Origin of the sequence: Vibrio sp. TRT 29B02, assembly GCF_050113655.1 — a bacterium.
Taxonomy (GTDB): Bacteria; Pseudomonadota; Gammaproteobacteria; order Enterobacterales; family Vibrionaceae; genus Vibrio.
This window is the reverse complement of record NZ_JBNJOJ010000003.1, coordinates 1-21,997: the sequence shown is the minus strand read 5'-3', so window position 1 is coordinate 21,997 and position 21,997 is coordinate 1. Positions and strand designations below refer to the sequence as shown.

The window sequence follows — 21,997 nt, the reverse complement described above, 5'->3', positions numbered from 1 at the left end:
TAGAGTAGACGAAATCGTCTAAATCACGCTGCACTATCAAGCTTTGCTTTTGACTTTTTTGTCTCACCATGAGTACGAACTTCGCTGAAATCATGGCTAAAGTGGTCAACTTGAATCGCTTTGTAACGCAATTGGTCTGCTGCTAGAATTTGATCAACTTCTTCCTCTGTTAACACATCGGCTTCAAGCGCTTGTGCCAGACGATCTTTCAGTAACCCTTTACGAGCCACTTTACCCTCTTTCGCTGCGCGCATCAGTTTACGCTCCAGCCCCTTCACACCATACATCGCGAGGAATGCATTCTCCATCAGACCAACACTGTCGTTTTCATCTTTGCCTATGTAGCAAAGGTGAGTCAATCGGTCACGATGAGCGCCAGGAGTCATTAAACTTTCAGCCAATCGAACCGTTAGGTTGTCGCTTGGTTTCTGGTAGTGGTTGCCGAGTGGGAAGATTAAGCCTTTCAATAAACGACCAACGGCCTTTTGCGGGTAGTTAGCAAACGCTTCCTGTAACGACTGAGCAGCATGGTACAGACAGTGCTGAACAGCGTAGTGAACATAATCTAGGTCTTGTTGCTGACGACCTTCATCTTCATACTTCTTCAGTGCTGCTGATGCTAAGTACAAATACGCCAGAACATCGCCCAAACGAGCAGAAATCATCTCTTTGCGCTTCAAATCACCGCCTAAGGTTGCCATCGCGATGTCAGCACTCACTGCCAACGCTCGGCTTAAACGAGTCATCTCTTTGTAGTACTTTTGAGTCGGACCGCTCATGCTGGCTTTAATAAAGCGTGAACCAGTCAATGCCGCGCCAAACGCACCAAAGGTGTTCTTCATCGCATGACCTATATGCTTGAACAGCAGATCGTCGAACTCTTTTGCGCCTTGCTTCTCATCTGGGTTAGCCGCAGCTTCCATCTCTTTGAGTACGTAAGGGTGACAACGTGTCGCACCTTGGCCAAAGATCATTAAGTTACGAGTCAGAATGTTAGCACCTTCTACCGTAATTGCGACTGGAATACCAAGGTATGGCGCCGCCAAATAGTTCATTGGGCCATCTTGAATCGCGCGACCTGAATGGATATCCATCGAGTCATCTAGGATCTTACGCGCAATTTCCGTCATGTGGTATTTAGCAATCGCGGTGACGATTCCCGGCTTCTCTTTTAAATCAAGCGACGTTGTCGTTAGTGTTCGGCTTGCTTCAAGAAGGTAAGTTAAACCACCGATACGGCCTAACGCTTCTGCCACACCTTCAAACTTACCAATCGACATACCGAACTGCTTACGAACGTACGCATAAGCACCCGTGGTGCGAGCAGTTAAGTGTCCCATTGCCGTGCCTAGCGCTGGCAGTGAAATACCACGGCCTGCTGACAAACACTCAACCAACATACGCCAGCCTTTACCCGCATAATCTTGACCACCAATTAGCCACTCCATCGGAATAAAGACATCTTTACCGCGCGTTGGACCATTCATAAACGCGAGACCAAGTGGATCATGACGCTCGCCGATCTCAACACCTTTGTGGTTGGCAGGGATAAGGGCACAGGTAATACCCAGCTCTTTCTTGTCTCCCATTAAACCGTCTGGATCGTACATTTTGAATGCAAGACCAAGCACTGTCGCAACAGGCGCTAGCGTGATGTAGCGCTTGTTCCAGTTCAGACGAATACCTAGAACTTCTTTGCCTTCATGTTTGCCGTAACAGACAATACCGTCATCCGGAATACCGCCAGCATCTGAACCCGCTTCTGGACCAGTCAACGCAAAACAAGGAATATCTGTACCGTTAGCGAGACGCGGTAGCCAGTAATCTTTCTGCTCTTGAGTACCGTAGTGGGAAAGAAGTTCACCCGGACCTAACGAGTTTGGCACCATCACAGATACGGCAGCACTGATACTGCGTGTCGCGATGCGAGATACGATCGTTGAGTTCGCTAAAGACGAGAACTGACGACCGCCGTACTCTTTAGAAATGATCAGAGAGAAGAAACGCTCTTTGCGTAGGTATTCCCACACTTCTGCTGGTAGGTCGCGATCTTCTTTCACAATTTTATGATCATCGAGCATCGCCAACAGCGTTTCGAGCTCATTGTTCATGAACGACTGCTCTTCTGACGTCAGCGTAGGTTTCGGGTACTGATGCAACTTATTAAAGTCTGGTCGACCAGAGAACAGCTCTCCGTCCCACCATACGCTACCCGCTTCCATTGCTTCTTTCTCAGTGCTAGACAACGGAGGCAGCACTTTTTTAAACATTTTGAAAGCTGGGTCACTTACCCATTTTTGTCTTAGAGAGCTCATAATCAGATCCTTTTGTTCACTGTAGGGTGGTCCAATATTTTTGTTATTTGTCTAATCAGTTTATTCCGCAGCGACGCCTGCTGCTAAATATGGAATCAGTTGGTCAACGACAGATTTTGCATCCATCGCTTTACCGTAATCATTTTCTGCGATTTCCAGTAAGGCCTGACTTGAAGCCATGGTGAATACGCAAGTACCTAAGGTAAAGTGCAAACGCCAGAACAACTCTTCCTGAGTTAGTTTTGGATTCGCCTTCATTACCGATTCGGTAAACAACGATAATGTGTCTTGATAACGAGTGGTGATAAACCAACGCAAGTGTCCCTGAACATCGGTGTAACCACGACCAATTAACAACATAAAGCGACTGGTTCCATTCGGTCTTACGTCATTTAAGTTACGTAATGGAGAGCGTAAAGACTCAAACACGTCAGCCATTTTATAGCTGTCATTAAGGTTAAGGTTGATGAGAGCATCTTGCACCGCTGGCATAAACGCCTCTAAATAACGATTCAATACCGCTCTTACCAAAGTTTTCTTATCGCCAAAGTGATAATTCACAGAAGCTAAGTTAACGCCAGCTTTACTGGTGATTGTTCGTAAAGAGGTATCTTTAAAACCGTGTTCTGCAAACAAGGCTTCCGCTACATCAAGGATTTTCTCTTTGGTTGAGTTTCTCGCTGGCATTTCAATCACTCGTATTAAACAACTGTTTGAAATATACAGCCGAAACACAAAAGCAACAAGTTATTAACATCACACTTTTTAGTATTGGTCTGACCAGCACTCAAAAGACGGTGGTAACAGGCTGAATTGACGGGAATAAAATAAAATTAAAAAAATTTGGGAACTGTTTTGAATTTGCTCGGTCTGAATAGGTGTAGTTAGCAGAGTGTTCGAGGGTTTAACAACCCGATAAGTTTACAGGCCGTCAAACTTGTTTTCTTACTGAAACTACTAATTTACGCTGCTTTTTCTTATTAACTCCTATGTTTAATTGTATCCGCCCAGAGCCCCTTTGCTCTGGGCTTTTTTTATTTAGTGCGCTTTTTCAGCACCACTCGCGGCATCACTAACCCCGAGACTCTTGATGGCCCGCCCGATAAAATTTTGATCTAGATTGGTACAGCACAATAGTGATCCGTTAATATGATCGCCCATTTGGTTCACTACTTCGATCGATGAAACTCGCCAATACGCCAATTACTCAACATCAATTTGATGACATTCCTTTTTTCCTTAAGCGCGATGATCAGCTCCACACGCATTTCAGTGGGAATAAAGCGCGAAAATTTATGGCCGTATTGGAGCAAGATTACCCTGCAACTCGAACCTTGATCAGCTATGGTAGCGCACAAGCAAACTCGCTCTACTCTCTGGCGGCTTTAGCATCAATCAAAGGCTGGACGTTAGAGTTTTACGTTGACCATCTACCGCAGTGGTTAATCGATAGGCCGATGGGTAACTATCGTGGTGCTCTAGAGCTCGGGGCTAAGGTGATTGCAACCTCAGAGTACCACCTTCATCCCAAAGACTTTATTGAGCAAATGCGGCAACCGGATAGCAGTTGCCTTGTGATAGAAGAAGGGGGACGCTCGACTCTGGCTCGTTCAGGTATTGAACAACTGGCACGAGAAATACTCTCTTGGACTCGCTTTGAACCTCACAATCAGTTTGTTGTTGCTTTGCCAGCGGGGACTGGGACAACAGCACTATACTTGCATAAGTTCCTTAAGCCACATTCCATACCCGTTATCACCTGCCCTTGTGTCGGTGGCAAAGAGTATTTAATCAAACAATTTGAACAACTTGGTGAAAGCGACTTTCCACACATTCTGGAACTGGACCATAAGCACCATTTTGGCAAACTCTATCGACAAGATTATCTAATTTGGAAACAGCTTCTCGAAGATACCTCTATCGAATTCGATCTCCTCTATGACCCTATGATGTGGCAGTGTCTACAATCGTGGTATAAAGAGAATCAAGATAAAACCATCATCTATGTTCACCAAGGTGGCTTACTTGGAAACGAAAGCATGCTACCTCGTTACGAGCGTAAATATGGCCCTGATTTGGGAGAGAGTCTATGAAGTCGTACCTACCGCTGCTACTCGTTGTAATGCCATTTTCAACACAAGCCAATACGATTAGCACCACAGCAAAACCCATCGTCGCAGTGAATGCCAGCGAGATTGGCAAACGCGTTTGTTACTATCAAGATCAAGCCTATTCTGACGGCGCTATCCTTCAGGTTGGTGAACATTACATGATTTGTTCGGCAGCTAACGATTTCGAGACAAATGGCGCACTAAAGTGGTCCCCTTTAGCGGAACACAGCGAGGGTTCTACCAGCGAAGATAAACCTAAGGCCAAAGCGGTCAAACGCTACTCTAACAACGAATAAGGACTCATGTTGATCACACCGATTGCTGTGCGTCTCACCAAAGGTGACGACTTAAAACTTGCCCTTCAACGACTGGTCACTCAGCACCAAATTCGTGCTGGAAGTATCGCCTCTTGCGTCGGCTGCTTTACGCATCTCAAACTGCGCTTAGCTGGTGCGACTGAGACACTGCAACTTAATGAGCCGCTAGAGATTGTTTCCGTTATGGGTACACTGACTCCAGACCACCAGCACGTTCATCTTTCTGTCTCACGCGCAGATGGTTCAGTGGTTGGTGGACACCTACTGGAAGGTTGCCTGATTGATACCACGGCTGAACTGATTGTTCTCCAATACCATGAGCTTAATTTCAACCGAGAATACGACCCACAGACTGGCTATACTGAGTTGCACCTTGACTCTTCGAGCCAATGAAAAAAGGCTCCATGAAACATGGAGCCAGGAGCATAAATAGTTCGGGGGAACTATTTGACTAAATTCCTTAACGCTTTGACTGAATCAGGGCCGCTGCATTGTGCATCGCATCTTTGGTACTCACGTCTATAATGGCAATGTTCTTAAACCTTTCTGGCTCTTTAATCGCCACATCATGAGCAAATATCACCAACTTAGCGCGGGCAATATCGCGCTCGGTAATGCGATTGTTAATCCCATCTGCACCTTGGGTTTCTACCTTGATTCTCACCCCAACGGCGTTGGCAGCTTTCTCCAGTGACTTAGCCGCCAAAAAGGTATGCGCCACCCCAGACGGACATGATGTCACCGCCAGTACATCCGCCTCACCTTCTCCCTGAACCGAAGAATACACACGTTTCAACGAGCCGTATTCATCTTCATCTTTAACATTTTTCTTCAGTAGGATGACGATACAAGCGGTCGTCAACGAGCCAGCGAGCGTACCAACGATATAACCGAGTTTGCCATCAACGACAGGCAAAACTATCCAACCACCCCATGGCGCATGATTGAGTACGTGGAACATAAAGCCAATCACGTTACCCACAATCCCCCCCAGCACAATTGCAGGTAACACACGCGCAGGATCGGCAGCCGCAAAAGGAATTGCCCCTTCACTGATGCCAATCATGCCCATGATCCCAGCAGCCTTGCCTGCTTCACGCTCGTCACGCTTAAACTTCTGTGGCGATAGTAGCGTTGCGAGTGCCAACCCAAGCGGTGGAGTACAGATTGCGATGCCAACCCCTCCCATTAACCATGGCTGTGTATTCACTTGCGTTTGAGCAAACAGAGTAGCAACTTTATTGATAGGGCCACCCATATCAAAAGCGGTCATGGCACCCAGCACCATACCTAACACGATCTTGCCTGAACCAGCCATATCCGTCAGTAGGGTGTTAAGCGAATTCATGGTTGATGAGATAGGAACGCCAATCACCCACATTACTGCACCGCAGGTGACAAATGTGCCCACCAATGGATAGATAAAGATACTACCGAGCGAAATCATGCTTTCCGGCAATCTAATTTTCTTCAATAACCACACCACATAGCCAGCGAAAAAGCCAACCACTATCGCGCCAAGAAAACCCGTGTGGTACTGGTCAACGGCGACCCAAGAACCAATCATACCCGGTGCGAGTCCCGGCTTGTCAGCGATGGAGTAGGCGATATATCCACCAAGCACCGCAGTAAATAGTGTCAGACCGGCAATACCCATTTGCGCCATATCCGCCAGCATCCCTTTCTCTGGCACCGCACCATGCCCTGAGATCATTACCGACAGCGACAACAGAACGCCACCCGCGACGATAAATGGAATCATGTGCGACGTGCCAAACAGCAGATGCTCTTTAACCCGAGCAAGTTGATGCGCCACTAGACTTTGTGACTGGAAATGGGATTCCTGCAACAGCTGTTGGTGTGACAACGGATCATCAATCTGCTCATCAATGATCAGCGCAAGGGCCTGCTCAACGCTCTGTGCCTGTTTAAGCTGTTCAATAAACTCTGGTTCAATTAACTTACCAGATAGCTGTGCTAAGACTTCGATGTGATGATGATCATCCCCGTCCGGCGAAGCTAACATAAAAAATACAGCCGACAGCTCGCCATCTTCAGCGCCGTAGTCAATACCCGAGCGACTAATGCCAATCGCAACCGCTGGTTTTGCTACCGCACAGCTCTTTGCGTGGGGAATGGCAATCCCCTCTTCAAACCCTGTATTTCCAATGTTTTCACGCGCCCATAGATCAGCCAGAAATTGCTCTTTATCGGCAAGTTTTCCCGCCTTATCTAACATACCAACCAACTCTTCGAAAACTTGCTGCTTAGTGGTCGCTGTTAGCTCCAAACAGAGAGTTTCCGCTTGGATTAGGTTTGTTATGTCCATTGTCTCTACCTGCCGTACTCGCGCTCGAATATAGATTAATCAGCCCTATCTGTCAGAGATATAGGACTAAAACCGCATTAACTGGATTATTGTAACACTGACATTAAAGTGTGAAGTGTATCGGTGAATTTATTGTTCCGTGCCAATGAAATCTCAATTCGCTGTGCTAATATCCGCAAAAATACCCACAGAGATTGACTATGAAAATTATTGCTGTCACTGCCTGCCCAACAGGCATTGCACATACCTATATGGCAGCAGATGCGTTAAATAAAGCTGCGCCGAAATACTCTGTTCAGATTAAAGTCGAGACCCAAGGTGCAATGGGTATCGAAAATCTTCTGACGCCGCACGACATCGCTCAAGCAGACAAAGTGTTAATCGTATCTGACATTGAAATTGAACAAGCTGCGCGTTTTGATAGCATTCCGTGTATCCGACTCTCGATAGAAGAAGTGCTGCTCAATGTGGATAAAGTTTTCATCACTCACTGCCGCGCATAACCCCACCGATGACTGAATACCAGATAACGTTTCTTGTCAGTAACACTAGCGCCTCGACTCACGTCGCTCAGCCACTGCGTAGATTGGCGAAAAAGTTTAAAAGTTCGATCCGAATCATCAACATCACTCGCAATCGAAGTGCCGATTTGACCAAGTCAGTGGCACTGCTTCAGGCCGGACTTGTTGAAGGGGATCTGTGCCAGATCACCGCCTTTGGCATTGATGCTGAACTGGCATGCTTCGTGATTAAAGATGTTGTTGCGGAACACTATGATCTGGTTGGAGCGCAAATCAACCACGAGTTCTCTAACCAACTTGCTAAGCGTCTGCCACAGTTAAATACACCGAGCCCCGTGGAGTGGCACTACGCTAAAGCACATACCGCGTTGACCAAATTTGAGTGCCTCAAAGGCCTCGCGCAACTTATCCACCCGATAAATCCTGATGAGCTTATTCTGGCATTCATCAAACGTGAAGAGCGCTCTTCTACCTGTATCACCGCTGGTATTGCCCTGCCCCACGTGATGTTCGAAAACAAAAGCATCAATCATATTTCTATTGCGGTTATCAGTAGTGAAACACCAATAGACTGGGCTTCTCAAGTCGGCCAAATTCATCTAGCAATAGCACTGGTGATGCCTTCCTCGCCAACTCGCGATCAGATTGTCACTGCGACCAACCTAACCCGCAATCTGCTCTCTGGGCAGTTGGCTGAACGTTTGTTAGTGACCAAAAGCAGCATCGAACTGCAAGCCTTGTTGATGTATTCAATGTCGAGACTGATTGGATAGCGGTTAAATTGAGCCTCGATAATCGGAAGGGGTTCTGCCCGTGCGATTTTTAAATACCCGACAAAAGTAGTTTACATCCTTGAATCCGCAACGAACCGACACTTCATTCAGTTTAAAGTTGTATTTCTTGAGCATGAATTTCGCTCGATCTATCCGTACCCAAGTAATGTAATCGGCCAAGGTCATATGACCCTGTTGACGGAACAGCCTAGATAAGTGATTGGACGAGATGCTAAAGCGCTCCGCAATGCTATCTCGAGTGATCTGCCGATGGAAATTTTCCTGAATATAGATACAAATCCCCTGATAGAGATCTTGAACACGGTTATGTGATTTCTCTTCCGGCGCATCAAGCATGGTATTGCAGTATTGGAGCAATGCTTGAAGTAATAACTCATCCATCGGTTGTTTGATGCTTTCTCTCGCCAGCGAACTCAGGGCTTCTAGGATATTGTCGATAGCAAAGCCCGAACGGGTTTGTAAACTATGCTTCTGAATATCATAGAAACTCTCTTCACCTTTTCGCTTACTCACTAAGCTAAGCCCTAATTGTCGGCGACCAAAAAGAATGCTTAGCACAGAACAGTTGGTATCCCAATCTGGCTTGTTCCAGCAGTTTGGCGGAATAAAAATCGCATCGCCCGCCTGAGCAACGATCTGACTGACCTTACGTTGATGATCTTCCATCTCATTGATGTACTCACCTTCAAGCACCAGTTCCAAACGTGGAAAGTTAACCTGATAACTGCACTCTGGTGGAGTATGAAAGTCACCCGCAAACCAAATATTGTGGATTGGTTTACGTTCATTAAGTACCGCACAAATTAAATCTTGGAACATCATCTTTGGCCCCTCAACAGGACATTCTCTCTACTACACGCACAGGTATACCCCGTGATGAATCACGGCGCTACTGAGCAAAGTCACACTTCCACATTGATGATACAAAAATCCAGCAAAAGCAATAATTTTATAGTTAGACAATCATAGATCAACAAACAACAAGACGACCAATCACACCATAAGTTAATGTTTTAAAAACATTTAACATCAACAACCCCATAACACAACGGCGTTCAACCACGATCCAAATCACATCACGAAAATACAGTTACAATCGTCTAGTAAATGCATTTTTTCTTCACTACAGGACTTTCGCCTCGCCTTTCACAATACCCCTAGTAAAACAATAAAATGATAGGGGTTCCTAATGATCACCAAACTCATCAATGAGAATTTGATTGCGCTCAATCTTAATGCGCAGTCCAAAGAAGAGGTTTTTAACGAGCTAATCGAGATCCTGTACGCACAGGGTCGTATTTCAGACAAAGAACAGTTTCTTGCTGATATCAAAGCGCGTGAAGAACTTGGCAATACAGGTTTTGAACAAGGCGTCGCACTGCCGCACGCTAAGAGTTCTGCTGTCATCGAGCCCGCAGTGGTTATCGGTGTGCATAAAACAGGCATCGACTACGGCGCTGAAGATGGGCTTGCTTCGAAACTGTTCTTTATGATTGCTTCACCAGACGGAGGAGACAATCACCACATTGAGGTTCTGGCTGAACTCTCTTCTAAGCTGATCGAGCCAGGTTTTATTGAACAGTTTCTCGATTGCCAAGATAACCATGCTGCGCTGGAACTTTTACTGACAAAACAGCCTGAAACGGCATCGAACCAAGCACCAACCAAAGGCTTGATTATCGGAGTGACCGGTTGTCCTGCGGGTGTTGCCCACACTTATCTAGCAGCAGAAGCACTAGAAAAAGGGGCGGCAAAGTTAGGATACGAAATCAAGGTTGAAACGAATGGCTCGATCGGGGTCAAAAATAGTCCGAGCGAAGAAGAGATTGCACAAGCGGAAGCGGTTGTTGTTGCCTGCGACAAACAAGTTGATATGGCTCGCTTTGCTGGTAAACGCGTGATTAAAACCAATGTTAAAGCGCCTATACGCGATGCCGAAGGACTGATTCAACAAGCACTATCTGCACCAATTTACCAAGCAGAACAAACACAAGCGACCCAGTCTGTCGCAGACAAAGCCTCACAAGCTCGTTCCGATCTCTACCGTTACCTGATGAACGGCGTATCACACATGATCCCGTTTGTCGTAACGGGTGGTCTATTGATCGCTCTTGCCCTAGCCATTGGTGGTGAGCCGAGTGAATCGGGTATGGCAATTCCTACCGGTAGCATGTGGAACCAAATCCTTGAAGTGGGCGTGGTCGCTTTCACGCTGATGATCCCGATCCTAGCGGGTTACATTGCTTATGCGATTGCTGACCGTCCTGCCCTAGCCCCAGGCCTGATTGGCGGCTGGATTGCTAACAACGGTTCATTCTACGGCGCTGAAGCGGGTACTGGTTTTATCGGTGCTATCGTAGCTGGTCTGCTTGTGGGTTACTTCGTTAAGTTCATTACTTCAATCAACTACCACAAATTCATCCAGCCGCTTGTACCGATCATGATCGCGCCGATCACAGGTTCACTGTTTATCGCTGGTCTGTTTATCTTTGTCATCGGCGCACCAATCGCCGGACTAATGGATGGCCTGACTGCAATGCTAACCAGCATGAGCACAGGTAACGTTGTTCTACTCGGTATCGTACTTGGTGGTATGGCTGGCTTCGATATGGGTGGTCCATTCAACAAGGTCGCATTCCTATTCTCTGTCGGCATGATTGCTAGCGGTCAAACTCAATTTATGGGCGCAATGGCGTGTGCAATCCCAGTCGCTCCACTTGGTATGGCGATCGCAACCGCAGTTGGCCGTAAGTTCGATCTGTTTGAATCCTCTGAAATCGAAGCAGGCAAAGCAGCTGGCGCAATGGGACTTGTGGGCATTTCTGAAGGTGCTATTCCGTTTGCCGCTCAGGATCCGATGTCAGTTATCCCAGCGAACGTACTTGGCTCTATGGTGGCGGCAGTAATGGCGTTCTCATTCGGCATCACCAACAGCGTGGCTCATGGTGGTCCTGTTGTCGCACTGCTTGGAGCGATGAACTTCCCTATGCTTGCTCTGCTCTCAATGGCGACTGGCGCATGTGTTACTGCAATGACATGTATTGCGCTTAAAAATCTGCGTAAGGCGAAGCTAGCCGCTGCAACCGCTTAAACCGCTCTCCCCCTTATGGCTTGAGTGGTTTCATCCTCAAGCCATGTTTATTTCATGGTGACTTCTATGTCTGATTTTTCTATCTCGAATGACTCTCTTATTCGACAAGTCTTCTACCCTATGACTAACGTTATCCAGAATTACGCATGGGGTAGCCGCTGTTCTTTTGCTCAGCTATTTGGTATTTCCAATCAGAGTGGAGAACCCCAAGCCGAAATCTGGATGGGTGCCCATCCCAATGGCTGTTCTACCGTGAACACCGAGGGTGAAGAGACAAAACTCTCCAATCTAATCTCACAAAATTTAAGCCTGTTTCTCAGTGACAAAATTGCCAAACGCTTTGGTGAGTTACCCTATCTGTTTAAAGTGCTTGCAGCGGAAAAAGCCTTGTCGATTCAGGTTCACCCAAACAAACAACAAGCGGAACGTGGCTATCAGTTTGAAGAGCAGCAAGGGGTCCCGCTCACAGCTGGCAACCGCAATTACAAAGATCCTAACCACAAACCAGAGCTGGTCTACGCGCTGACTGACTACACGGCAATGAATGGTTTTAGACCGATTAGCGAGATCCTTGCCCATTTTAACTACCTTGATATTCCTGAACTCACGTCATTGGTTCACGACTTAGCAGGCGATCAAACACCGAATGGTTTAGCGAGCTTTTTCTCGGGTTTGTTGTCACTGCAAGGTGAGCAGAAAGAAATAGCGTTGATGATGCTAATCATGAAAGCCAAACTATCACCGACCCCGCTGTTTAACCTGATCAGTGAGCTTGAAGAGCAATACCCTGGTGATGTTGGTCTTTTCGCTCCATTAATCCTCAATGTGATTGCGCTAAAACCCGGTCAAGCGATGTACTTGGATGCAGAAACGCCCCACGCCTATATCAAGGGGACTGGGCTTGAGATCATGGCCAACTCAGACAACGTATTGCGTGCAGGTCTGACACCAAAATATATGGATGTAGAGGAACTGGTCTCCTGTACCAAATTCAATGAAAAACCTATCGACAGACTGCTACTGCAACCCCTTGAGCAAGATGGTGTGATGGAGTATCCGATCCCAGTTGAGGACTTTAAGTTTGCCATCCTCAGCAACTCCCATCAGCGCGAGATTAAAACCGAAGGTGCCGAGATTCTGCTGCCGCTGGATGAGGCTATGACACTGACGCACCAGTGCGGTGAAAGCTGCGTGATTGACAAAGGCCAGTCGGTATTTATTCCAGCCTATGCCAACAGTTACATCGTTGACTGCAATCGGCGTGTAGCACGCGCGTATAGCTAAGTAAAAAAATCACTTTGCACCAATGTAAAATGCCTCGCGACTGCGAGGCATTTTTGTTTTCAACCATTCACAAGGCACTGAATCTATTAATATTTATGACTAACATCACAAGAATGTCATTCACGAATAATGACGCTAATCACAGTTAGATTTGCTGGATACAAATGTACAGTGAAAGGCTTTTTTTTACTATTTCGCCACTGGCCACAATCCATTAATTTTTAACTCAGAAGTTCAATAAAGATTGAGTTAAATAAATGATCACAAAACTAACTAACGTCAGCCTAATTAACGCCAACCTTCAAGCAAATAATAAACAACAAGTGTTTGAAGAGTTAGCCCAAATGTTATTAAGCGACCAGCGTATCAATAACAAACAAGCGTTCTTAAATGATATCCATCATCGCGAGTCACAAAGCATTACGTCAATGGACGGCATCGCCTATCCACACGCTAAAAGTCAAGCAGTGACAGAACCAGCAATCGCTGTTGGCGTAAAGCGCGAAGGTATCGATTACGGCGACGAAGACGGCATCAAACCGACCGTATTTTTTATGATCGCCTCTCCGGATAACGGTGCGGATCATCATATTTATGTTCTACAAGAATTATTTGGAAAATTCAGTGATGAATTTATTCAAGATATTCACAACGCAAAAGACCAACAACAAATCCTAGATATTTTAATCAATTCATAAGGCGTAGTAACTATGAGTACCCTAACAGCTCAAGCTACAAACAATAGCGACTTTAAAAAACTACTTAGTACCATGAAAGGTCACCTTTTATTTGGTACCTCTCACATGCTTCCGTTTATCGTAGCCGGTGGTGTATTGCTGGCACTGGCGGTCATGGCATCAGGTAAAGGTGCGGTGCCTGCTGACGGCTTACTGGCAGATATCTCAAACATCGGCATTAAAGGCTTGGTGCTTTTCCCTATCATCCTTGGTGGCTTTATCGGCTACTCCATTGCCGACAAACCTGCCCTTGCGCCAGCTATGATCTCATCTGGCATAATGGCGGATATGGGCGGCGGCTTCCTAGGCTGTATCGTGGCAGGCTTTATTGCCGGTGGTGTGGTGTTCCAACTTAAAAAGATCCCTCTTTCAGCCAACATGACCGCGCTAGGCGCGTACTTTATTTACCCTCTGATTGGTACGCTGATTTCTGCAGGCATCGTACTATGGGGTATCGGTGAGCCAATTAAGATCTTTATGGCTTCAATGAACGAGTTCTTGGCCTCGATGGCTGGTGCTTCTAAAGTGGTGCTAGGTACCATTCTAGGTGGTATGACAGCGTTCGATATGGGTGGCCCAATCAACAAAGTGGCCACACTGTTCGCTCAAACTCAAGTAGACACACAACCGTGGCTAATGGGCGGTGTAGGTATCGCAATCTGTACGCCTCCACTCGGTATGGCACTGGCTACTTTCCTATTCAAGAAGAAGTTCACTAAGCAAGAGCAAGAAGCCGGTAAAGCAGCCGCTATCATGGGTTCAATTGGTATCTCTGAAGGTGCTATCCCATTCGCAGCAAACGACCCAATGCGCGTTTTGCCATCCATCGTTGCTGGCGGTATCGTGGGGTGTGGTGAACTGAAAGGGACAACAGGGCCACTTATTGAGAAATTTACAATTCGTCTTTGTTTTCACTAACAACTTGAATTATCGCTGAAAAAAGCCCCTATTGAAAGGGGTTGGGGTGTATATTTGACCACACTACTTTTAGAACGACACACAAATTTTCGCTTACAGGGGCACTTTGGCATCAATAATACAGGAAAAAACAACCAAAATTTAGCGCTATCTTGACCTCTAAAAACCACTAACGGAAACTCTTGAAAACAACATCTAAGTATTCGACAATATCGCCCTACTTTATATAACCTAATATCGTAGTCCTGTATCTAATCTGAGTATTATTTTAGGTTATCCTATAGTAAAGATTGAACCATTGGAAAAATATTTTAACAGCATAAAAACATAATAAGGATAACAAGAAAGCAATGGATTTCATTACTTTATTTATTTTCCTTATTGACAAAGCTCCATTGATTTTGCGTAGGTTCTACTTGAATAACGAGTTGATATTTCTCTTAGATTTTTACATTCCTCATAATTAGTAATTTTAGCATTAGAGGCCTGTCGAATAACGAAACTCATTAACGGAGATATAATAAAAATCAGTATCAAAGCTATTTTGTTTAATTTGTTAGGAGTTATAATGTAATTTAATACTTGACAGATGTAGTATAACAAGAAAAATGAACCAATTAAAACACCCGAAATAGAACCCCATACATTCAATATCCCATCAATGACAAAAATATCTTTCTGCGTGGAGCTAAAAAACACCATGTAGTCAGAGGATAAATACAATGAAAATAATGTAATTAATATACACAAAAAAATCCTAATTATAATCATTATAATACTCTTCCACAGCCCTTGTCATTTCCTTTGAATATCCATTTTCTTTATCTAAAATATCCAAACCTTTTCCTGTAATAAAAGACAATACAACAAATATAGAGCCCGTTAACAAAGTACTTGCTGTTGCTGGAACAAATGCAGCTGTAAACAGTGCGGCCGCTCCTAAGGCTGTCAGTCCTTTTATAACATCACTAGCTGAATTACCTAAAAACTCGGCTAGTGTAGCTTCATCTCTTAACGCATAATCAACGACATTGATACCAACTGATACAGCCACTTCTAAACCAACATTAAAGCGAACATAATGAACTGCACCTTTTAGATCATTTAAACCTAAACCTAATTGAATAATCCTTGGATTATTGGCTTTCCATTTATGCCCACGTTCAAGAGTTTTTAGGTGCTTACGATAGTTCTTAATTATGATCCAGTTCTGGCCATTTATATTTTTTGTATAAGCCTGAACACCCAAACCTCCTAAGCCCTTTGCTGTTTCAACAGCGTCATATATTCCTTTTCCTAAACCCTGTCCATAGTCTTTCATATTATTAAGAGTTTCTTTATAACCCATATCTTCATAGAGATTTTGTAAGAACTCATAAGCTTCTTCTGGGGACATCCAAGCGATACTGGTTATAGGCTTTACATACTCAACGTTAAGCGTTTTTTTGCCATCTTTAGCTAATGGGTTGTATGGTGGCCAAAAAGCGTTATTAGGATCGATTTGAGAAGCTTTTTGAGATACCACTGTTTTAGCTTGGCTTGCCGCTGCTGCTGACATAGCGGAAGCATTACCCATTGAACCACCGATAGATACACCACTACCACCAATATTAATATTGACACCATTACCGATAGATACACCGTTCCCCATATTTACAGATGAAACGATAGAGGCTCCTAACGTTACTTGGTTTGAGCTTTCAGCTAAATAGCAATTTCCACAACCTGTATCAACAAAATCGCCCGCTTTCGCAAATGATACACCATTAACCACTATATCCCTCGGACTTGTCGCTACGATAAGTCCTTGACCTCGACAAGATTTACTACCGCAGGTGCAAGTAGCCATATCACCAATCAAAGCAACAGGCCGATTGTTTATCACTACGCCAGAATTGCCACTTATCACTTCACCGCCCGTAGTCGTTTTACAACCTACTGTAATAGCGTCATTACCCATTATAATCACCCTTGTCTGCCGTAGCTTGGGGAAAAATACTAATAGAACCATCTTTAATAATAATCGGGGGGTTAGTTGGTGATGGGGTTGAATGTAGGTTGATTGATTTCCCTGTTATAAATAAACCATCTTCGGTGACTTTCAGCGATGCTTGATTTTTGGGGCTGACTGCTTGGTTACTCATAAGTGCTCTACTTAAATTGATAAATATGAGCCACTGAGCATATCACGCATTTAGGCAGCACAAATCACAAAAAAATACTTTTGGAAAGTAAATCAACAAGTAAATTCTTTTAGGTGTGGCTCTGACAATCCAATACTAAACAACACGCTTTAGGTTCAATTAGGTATTTTAATCGTTAATAATAAAAAGCTTTTCAATAACGAATGGCTTTGTTATTTTTTCTTTCGCTTTCTGAACAGATGGCGATGCCACTCTTTACACCAATATCAAAGTTAACAATGGTTAGTTTTAGTTGGTTGGGGTTACCGATACTGGGAACCTATGCATTTACTGGGCTATTTGGTGCTGTTGTGGTGGCACTAATCCAGTCTTTAAAGCTTCGTTGTCAGACAATACACTCACCAAAGTTTATTTTAATCCCTGCTTTGTGTTTCGGTGTGTTAGGAGCTGTCGTAAACTATGCTAACTATTACGTCGTCATTGAACCTTACGGCTTAGTCTAATGCCCTGATAAAGTAGGTTATGGTAAAAGTTTGCTTCGAGACTATGTAACAGATATCAAGTATTGCATAGAGCCATAAAGTCGATTCATACAAGGCGTTCAAGGCGGATTCACAACGCTTGGCAGCTTCAGTTCAAGTCCAGTTAAGTGTTTAAGGTATCAAGATACTTTTTCTCATCTGTCGCAATTCGTTCAGATTAATTACACTAAATTGATTCTGTCCAAAAGCTTCTCGGATTGAATTTTTACCTGTGGCACTTTCTAACTCGAAAGTGCCCCAAAGCTTGTTAGCTCCAGTACTGCTCGTTTTTGCGCAAAAGCACAACCAAATATGCAACAGAGTGATATTGTTGATAGTGCTATAACCGCGTATCCTATGGTTCAGAAACTAATCCACAGGATTAAAGGAAGAAATAACTCGGACAGAATCATGAGTAAAAATAGTAAGCTTCGTAGAGATGCTAAACGGAAAAAAGCTAAAAAAACGAACAAAAATACAAATGCTACCCCACAAAAATCAGACACTGCTTCTATGCCAGTTATGACACAGGTCAACAATCCATTTTCGGGATTATCCGACGAACAACGCAAAGAAGCACTATCTAAAATGGGAGAAAAAAGTAAAGAGGTCGTTATTGAATCTCTCGATTTTTTTGAGGACACGTTGCGTAAGTATGACGCTATAACATTGATCTCTAATATTGCGTGTTATGGCCTTACTGTTGGTGTAAGTGATTCAGGAGTATCGTCAAGGGATTCTGCCTCTGGAGTACAACAAGCGCATGTAGAGTTACTTCAAGCAATTTTGTTAAAAATACCTGAGGATGAAGTTGGTTTATACCCGATAACTCCAGATGTTGTGCAAACTGTTATAGATAAACTTCAGGAAGTTAGTCAGGCGTTTGCATTTAGTCGAATTAGTGATAGTTCGATTGAACTTTCCGATAGCGAAAGTGCAATAAGCCTCATTCAAGAAAAGCTAAGAGGTCACACTCAGATAGTTCGAAACTGGGGTTTCTACTCTCAAGTTAAAACGGTGTGTAAAGAGTTATACTCAAATTTCGATGGCTTGCTGTCTAATAAGTTGGGCTTTACCGCTTCGGATATCATTGCAACTTTCGAAGCCCTAACAGACATCATGGAAGATAATTTATCACAACGCTTTAAAGTCTTGTCTGAGCTTACCACGGCAAAGAAACCATTTGATCTGCTGTTAAGGTATCACCAGTTGATTGGTCAAGGACAAAAGGAAGCTGAAGAATTTGCACGCCAGATAGATATATCACGCATGTCTAAGCAGAAAGTGTTTGCAATGTGTTTGTCCCATTTCGATTTGAGAATGGCGGACTACTATCTGATTGACTTCGATAAGGTCTCTGAAGCAACAGGCTTGGATCCTTGCAAAGTAAAAGAGATTGCTGATTTGTTCTCGTATTCTCTTGGTGATTTAAAAAATAAAAAGACCTTCTTCTTTTTTCTAGATAACCCTGTTTGGCACAAACCAATAATTGTTTCTGAAAACAAGTACTACTGCATGCTACCTCAGCTATTCTTTAGTTTCGCTCTAGGTACGTTAGACGAGATAGTTGAAAAATATGATAAAGAGGGGCTACATAAGCGGCGAGCCCTATATTTAGAAAATAAAATTGAAAGCATTGTAAAGACACGCTTTCCTACCTCTAAAGTCGTCTCTGGGATTAAGTGGAGCCATGATGATGCGCAGTACGAAACTGATCTTATCGCTTTTATTGATTCGCATGCGATTATCATAGAAGCCAAATCTCACAAAATCTCGAAACCAGCGTTGAGAGGCGCCCCAGATCGAATAAGAAGGCATCTTCAAGAAGTACTGATTGATCCTAGCGTTCAGTCCTATCGTTTAGAGCAAAAACTTAATGAAATTCGAGATGAAAATTTACTTGATGATTTAGTTGAGAACTTGCCGATTAATATTCACGACATTAATAAGGTTCTGAGAGTTTCGGTATCATTGGAAGACTTTGCTACCCTTCAGTCAAACTTACGCTTATTCGAAGCCACTGGCTGGCTTCCTGATGAGTTTGTAGCTTGTCCTTCTATGAATATCGGGGATTTCGAAACCTTGTTCGACCTCTTAGAACATCCAGTTCAGATAGTGCATTACCTATTGAGAAGGACAGAACTTGAAAAGAATTACAAGTTTGTTGGTGATGAATTAGACTTCTTAGGACTATATCTTTCAACTTTGCTAAACATGGGAAATATGGCTGATGATCCATCTGTGGAGATGATTATTACTGACATGTCAAACCCAATAGATCTCTACTATATGTCTAAAGAACAAGGGATTAATGTAGATAAGCCTCAGCCAAAGACGTCGCGTTGGTTCAGAGATATATTCCACACACTTGAACAAAGAGCGACACCCCGATGGAGTGAGATCGGCTGTATTTTGAATCGTTTTCCTCCAGACGATCAAAGAAAGATGGTGAAGCATATTGAAGACCTTTCGAGAATTGTCCAAAGAAACTGGAAAATCGAAGGTCACAAAAATAGCCTGATCTACAGTCCACCTGAGAGTTCAGAGTATGCTTTAGCTGTCGTGCTATTTAAAAATGAAAACCGTGAAAAGCGCTATGATTTTATTGACAATGCATCGTCAATGGGATTAGAGCCTGACCATGTAAAATACTGCCTAGTTATTGCAGTGAATATTGATCAGGAAGACCATCCTTATCACTTCATTGCACTGACTGAGAAAGAAATATCAGATGCCAAGAGTCTAGAAGAAGTAGCTAACGTAAGTTAGCACTTAGCTTAGCTCCAATTTCGGTGGACAAGGGAAGTTCACCAGCCACATTAAGGAAGGTCATTTAGCTGCAATATTGGAAGAAATCCGAACAGTCAGATTCCTCCATGGGTAGTAACTCACTTTTGTCCATCTTCGAGTCAGCTTTATCTGAGCTGACTCATTTGTGCCCCATTGTGTGTTTCGACCACCATAGAAAATCATTACTAAACCTAATGAGAAATATCTCCAATAACGATGTATGTGTAGCTTGATAACCAATAGTCTAAGAGCAACGCTTATTCATATATCGTTATCAATTCGCATTGTAAAGTCAATGTTATTGTTTTTTATAGCATTAGTTGATAGCTTGAAATGTGTAGGCTTGCTCTGCACTCCGTAGCATAGTGCGTTGTGAGGGTGAACCGTAAAGTAGGCGCTTACGCATAATTATGGAGAATATTTTGAGTATGAGTGAAGGAAAAGGAGAGTTGGTTAAAGTCGGCTCCACTGAACTAAGTCAACCAATCGATGATTTACACCAGCAGCTCGAAGGGTATCTTACGCATGTTGGCCTTCCAATTGATAATGTCGTCGTCCCAATCTCTGAGAGGAAAAAGGTGATAGCCTCTTTGGAAGATTCGCTATCTATTATCCCAATAGATGATCGGATTAAATCGCATTACTTATCAAAATATACAGTTGCTATCTCGGTTGGTTTATTTGATGGAGCGTTAAATTATCTATGGGATGAAACAGTAAGAGCTTTTCGTCGCCTAATTATTGCCTTCGATTTACAGTATTTCTATTCGATCGCTGAAAAAATCAGTTCTAGGTACAAAAACCTGTCGAAAGAAGAAGATATTGACCAAGTAAGTGAACATGATCTACTTGAAGCTTGTAGAAGAATAGGTTTGCTTTCAGATGTTAACTACCAACGATTAGAGCATGTGAATTACATGCGAAATCACGCAAGTGCTGCACATCCAAATGACAATGACATTGATGGGCATGAGATGCTGGGATGGCTTAGCGTTTGTCTTCGGCACGCAATTACAGCTAAACCAGATCATTCACTAATAGCAGTAAAGCAACTCTTAACCAATATACGGACCACAGTAATACCTCAAGATGACTATTCAATAATTGGTGCGGACTTCATTAAACAGTCGATTGAGAGAATTGATGACTTCCTTTGGACGATATTTGGTCTGTATACGACTGATAAAACCACGAGCGATACCAAACAAAATATCGCTGGTATAGCTCCATTTATATGGAATGCTGCTACCGAGGATCGTAAGTACGAAATTGGTGCAAAATTTGGTGTTTTTAGGAAAAATGCTGAAGTTCATAGAAAGGAGGCTTGCCAAGAGTTTTTACAGCATGTGGATGGCCTTAACTATAAAGATGAAGATAGTTTAGCTGGTGAAATTATTGAGAAGCTAGAGAATCTAAACCGTGCGCATTTTGGGTCTAATAATTTTTATAATGAGTACCCTCATGCAAAGGCATTAGATGATTCGCTTCCTCCGAATGGCACTATCCCTAGAGCCTCTCGATCTATGTGGGTAAAAGTAATTTCTGTATGCTTTGTAGGGAACGGGTATGGATATCGAGAAGGTGTCGATGAGTCAGCTTTACCTTACTATAAGAAGCACATAAACAACTTTAATGAGGCCGAAATAGTAGAATTTATTCGTCTCTTTGGAGATCCTGAATTCACGTCTCCTTTAGCACGTACAAAACCGAGTTCCCGTGTTCGCCAGCAAGCCAGTACACTAAAAGAAAAAACAACTAATGCCCATATAATAAAATCACTGGATTTGATTATAAATGCGCCTAGCGTGAGTGTTCATAAGGTCCATACAACAACTGCATTTAAAAACAATTTAGAGTACCTTCCAGCCAACTAGAGTTGATTAACGAGGATTAAGCGCTGCAAAGCCAGCGCTTAATCCGACATGAATACTTAAAGTTATCCGTATTTTGCTAAATTAGGAAAACCCCTGACAAAGTTCTGTCCAGAAACGTGTTGAGACTCTATTTAATCAACATATTGCAGCTCCCTAGCCTCATCTAAGGAGCTTATGTAAACCTCCCCTAATTAGTTGCGCCCATAATTAGAGGTTTCGGTTTGTTCATTCTTCATTAAATATTCCCATGG

At 43.6% G+C, this 21,997-nt stretch carries 15 protein-coding genes and 3 pseudogenes; 11 read left to right on the top strand and 7 right to left on the bottom strand.

Annotation, left to right across the window (positions count from 1 at the left end; genetic code table 11):
- Nucleotides 1-23: 23 nt before the first annotated feature.
- Together ACQEXT_RS02555 and ACQEXT_RS02550 are read right to left on the bottom strand one after the other, a co-directional pair.
- The gene (locus ACQEXT_RS02555; protein WP_426950502.1) at nucleotides 24-2,315 is read right to left on the bottom strand and encodes an acyl-CoA dehydrogenase; all 2,292 of its coding nucleotides are present in this window, start codon (nucleotides 2,313-2,315) and stop codon (nucleotides 24-26) included.
- A 60-nt stretch (nucleotides 2,316-2,375) separates the two neighbouring features.
- Nucleotides 2,376-3,002, bottom strand: coding sequence for a TetR/AcrR family transcriptional regulator (locus tag ACQEXT_RS02550; protein WP_331415932.1), 627 nt, complete (start codon nucleotides 3,000-3,002; stop codon nucleotides 2,376-2,378).
- A 494-nt stretch (nucleotides 3,003-3,496) separates the two neighbouring features.
- On the opposite strand from ACQEXT_RS02550, the gene ACQEXT_RS02545 reads away from it, so the two are divergent.
- The 3 genes from ACQEXT_RS02545 to ACQEXT_RS02535 are packed head-to-tail and all read left to right on the top strand — an operon-like array spanning nucleotide 3,497 to nucleotide 5,136.
- A complete protein-coding gene (locus ACQEXT_RS02545) occupies nucleotides 3,497-4,408 on the top strand; it encodes a 1-aminocyclopropane-1-carboxylate deaminase/D-cysteine desulfhydrase (RefSeq protein ID WP_331415933.1) in 912 nt (303 codons plus the stop codon).
- Complete coding sequence (locus tag ACQEXT_RS02540; RefSeq protein WP_426950499.1) at nucleotides 4,405-4,722, top strand: DUF1496 domain-containing protein; 318 nt, start codon at nucleotides 4,405-4,407, stop codon at nucleotides 4,720-4,722. Before ACQEXT_RS02545 ends, ACQEXT_RS02540 begins: the two co-directional genes overlap by 4 nt.
- Before the next feature lie 9 nt (nucleotides 4,723-4,731).
- Nucleotides 4,732-5,136, top strand: coding sequence for a PPC domain-containing DNA-binding protein (locus ACQEXT_RS02535; RefSeq protein WP_138970391.1), 405 nt, complete (start codon nucleotides 4,732-4,734; stop codon nucleotides 5,134-5,136).
- A 67-nt stretch (nucleotides 5,137-5,203) separates the two neighbouring features.
- On the opposite strand, the pseudogene ACQEXT_RS02530 reads toward ACQEXT_RS02535, so the two are convergent.
- Nucleotides 5,204-6,556: pseudogene (locus ACQEXT_RS02530) on the bottom strand (fructose-specific PTS transporter subunit EIIC); the annotation flags it as partial.
- A gap of 74 nt (nucleotides 6,557-6,630) precedes the next feature.
- Nucleotides 6,631-7,072, bottom strand: a pseudogene (locus ACQEXT_RS02525) (PTS sugar transporter subunit IIA); the annotation flags it as partial.
- Nucleotides 7,073-7,272: 200 nt separating this feature from the next.
- Here ACQEXT_RS02525 and ACQEXT_RS02520 point away from each other — a divergent pair.
- The gene (locus tag ACQEXT_RS02520) at nucleotides 7,273-7,575 is read left to right on the top strand and encodes a PTS fructose transporter subunit IIB (RefSeq protein ID WP_138970272.1); all 303 of its coding nucleotides are present in this window, start codon (nucleotides 7,273-7,275) and stop codon (nucleotides 7,573-7,575) included.
- Nucleotides 7,576-7,583: 8 nt separating this feature from the next.
- On the top strand, nucleotides 7,584-8,366 hold the full coding sequence (locus tag ACQEXT_RS02515; RefSeq protein ID WP_426950497.1) for a PTS sugar transporter subunit IIA: 783 nt from the start codon (nucleotides 7,584-7,586) through the stop codon (nucleotides 8,364-8,366).
- Between the two features lie 3 nt (nucleotides 8,367-8,369).
- On the opposite strand, the gene ACQEXT_RS02510 is transcribed toward ACQEXT_RS02515, so the two are convergent.
- Nucleotides 8,370-9,209 carry an AraC family transcriptional regulator gene (locus ACQEXT_RS02510; protein ID WP_331415937.1) on the bottom strand — a complete coding sequence of 280 codons (840 nt, stop codon included), beginning with the start codon at nucleotides 9,207-9,209 and terminating at the stop codon, nucleotides 8,370-8,372.
- 367 nt (nucleotides 9,210-9,576) lie between these two features.
- On the opposite strand from ACQEXT_RS02510, the gene ACQEXT_RS02505 reads away from it, so the two are divergent.
- The 4 genes and pseudogenes from ACQEXT_RS02505 to ACQEXT_RS02490 form a co-directional block, all read left to right on the top strand.
- The gene (locus tag ACQEXT_RS02505; RefSeq protein ID WP_426950495.1) at nucleotides 9,577-11,478 is read left to right on the top strand and encodes a PTS fructose transporter subunit IIABC; all 1,902 of its coding nucleotides are present in this window, start codon (nucleotides 9,577-9,579) and stop codon (nucleotides 11,476-11,478) included.
- A 66-nt stretch (nucleotides 11,479-11,544) separates the two neighbouring features.
- A complete protein-coding gene (gene manA, locus ACQEXT_RS02500) occupies nucleotides 11,545-12,762 on the top strand; it encodes a mannose-6-phosphate isomerase, class I (protein WP_426950494.1) in 1,218 nt (405 codons plus the stop codon).
- Between the two features lie 257 nt (nucleotides 12,763-13,019).
- Nucleotides 13,020-13,460: a fructose PTS transporter subunit IIA gene (locus ACQEXT_RS02495; protein WP_331415940.1), complete on the top strand. Its 441-nt coding sequence runs from the start codon at nucleotides 13,020-13,022 to the stop codon at nucleotides 13,458-13,460.
- 12 nt (nucleotides 13,461-13,472) lie between these two features.
- Nucleotides 13,473-14,351: pseudogene (locus ACQEXT_RS02490) on the top strand (PTS fructose transporter subunit IIC); the annotation flags it as partial.
- A gap of 823 nt (nucleotides 14,352-15,174) precedes the next feature.
- On the opposite strand, the gene ACQEXT_RS02485 reads toward ACQEXT_RS02490, so the two are convergent.
- Nucleotides 15,175-16,377, bottom strand: a complete 1,203-nt coding sequence (locus ACQEXT_RS02485) for a PAAR domain-containing protein (protein ID WP_426950492.1) — start codon at nucleotides 16,375-16,377, stop codon at nucleotides 15,175-15,177.
- Complete coding sequence (locus tag ACQEXT_RS02480; RefSeq protein ID WP_426950491.1) at nucleotides 16,370-16,561, bottom strand: hypothetical protein; 192 nt, start codon at nucleotides 16,559-16,561, stop codon at nucleotides 16,370-16,372. The genes ACQEXT_RS02485 and ACQEXT_RS02480 overlap by 8 nt, the downstream gene beginning before the upstream one ends.
- A gap of 932 nt (nucleotides 16,562-17,493) precedes the next feature.
- On the opposite strand from ACQEXT_RS02480, the gene ACQEXT_RS02475 reads away from it, so the two are divergent.
- Together ACQEXT_RS02475 and ACQEXT_RS02470 are read left to right on the top strand one after the other, a co-directional pair.
- The gene (locus tag ACQEXT_RS02475) at nucleotides 17,494-19,851 is read left to right on the top strand and encodes a hypothetical protein (protein ID WP_426950490.1); all 2,358 of its coding nucleotides are present in this window, start codon (nucleotides 17,494-17,496) and stop codon (nucleotides 19,849-19,851) included.
- A gap of 449 nt (nucleotides 19,852-20,300) precedes the next feature.
- Complete coding sequence (locus ACQEXT_RS02470) at nucleotides 20,301-21,746, top strand: hypothetical protein (protein ID WP_426950489.1); 1,446 nt, start codon at nucleotides 20,301-20,303, stop codon at nucleotides 21,744-21,746.
- Nucleotides 21,747-21,997: the final 251 nt, after the last annotated feature.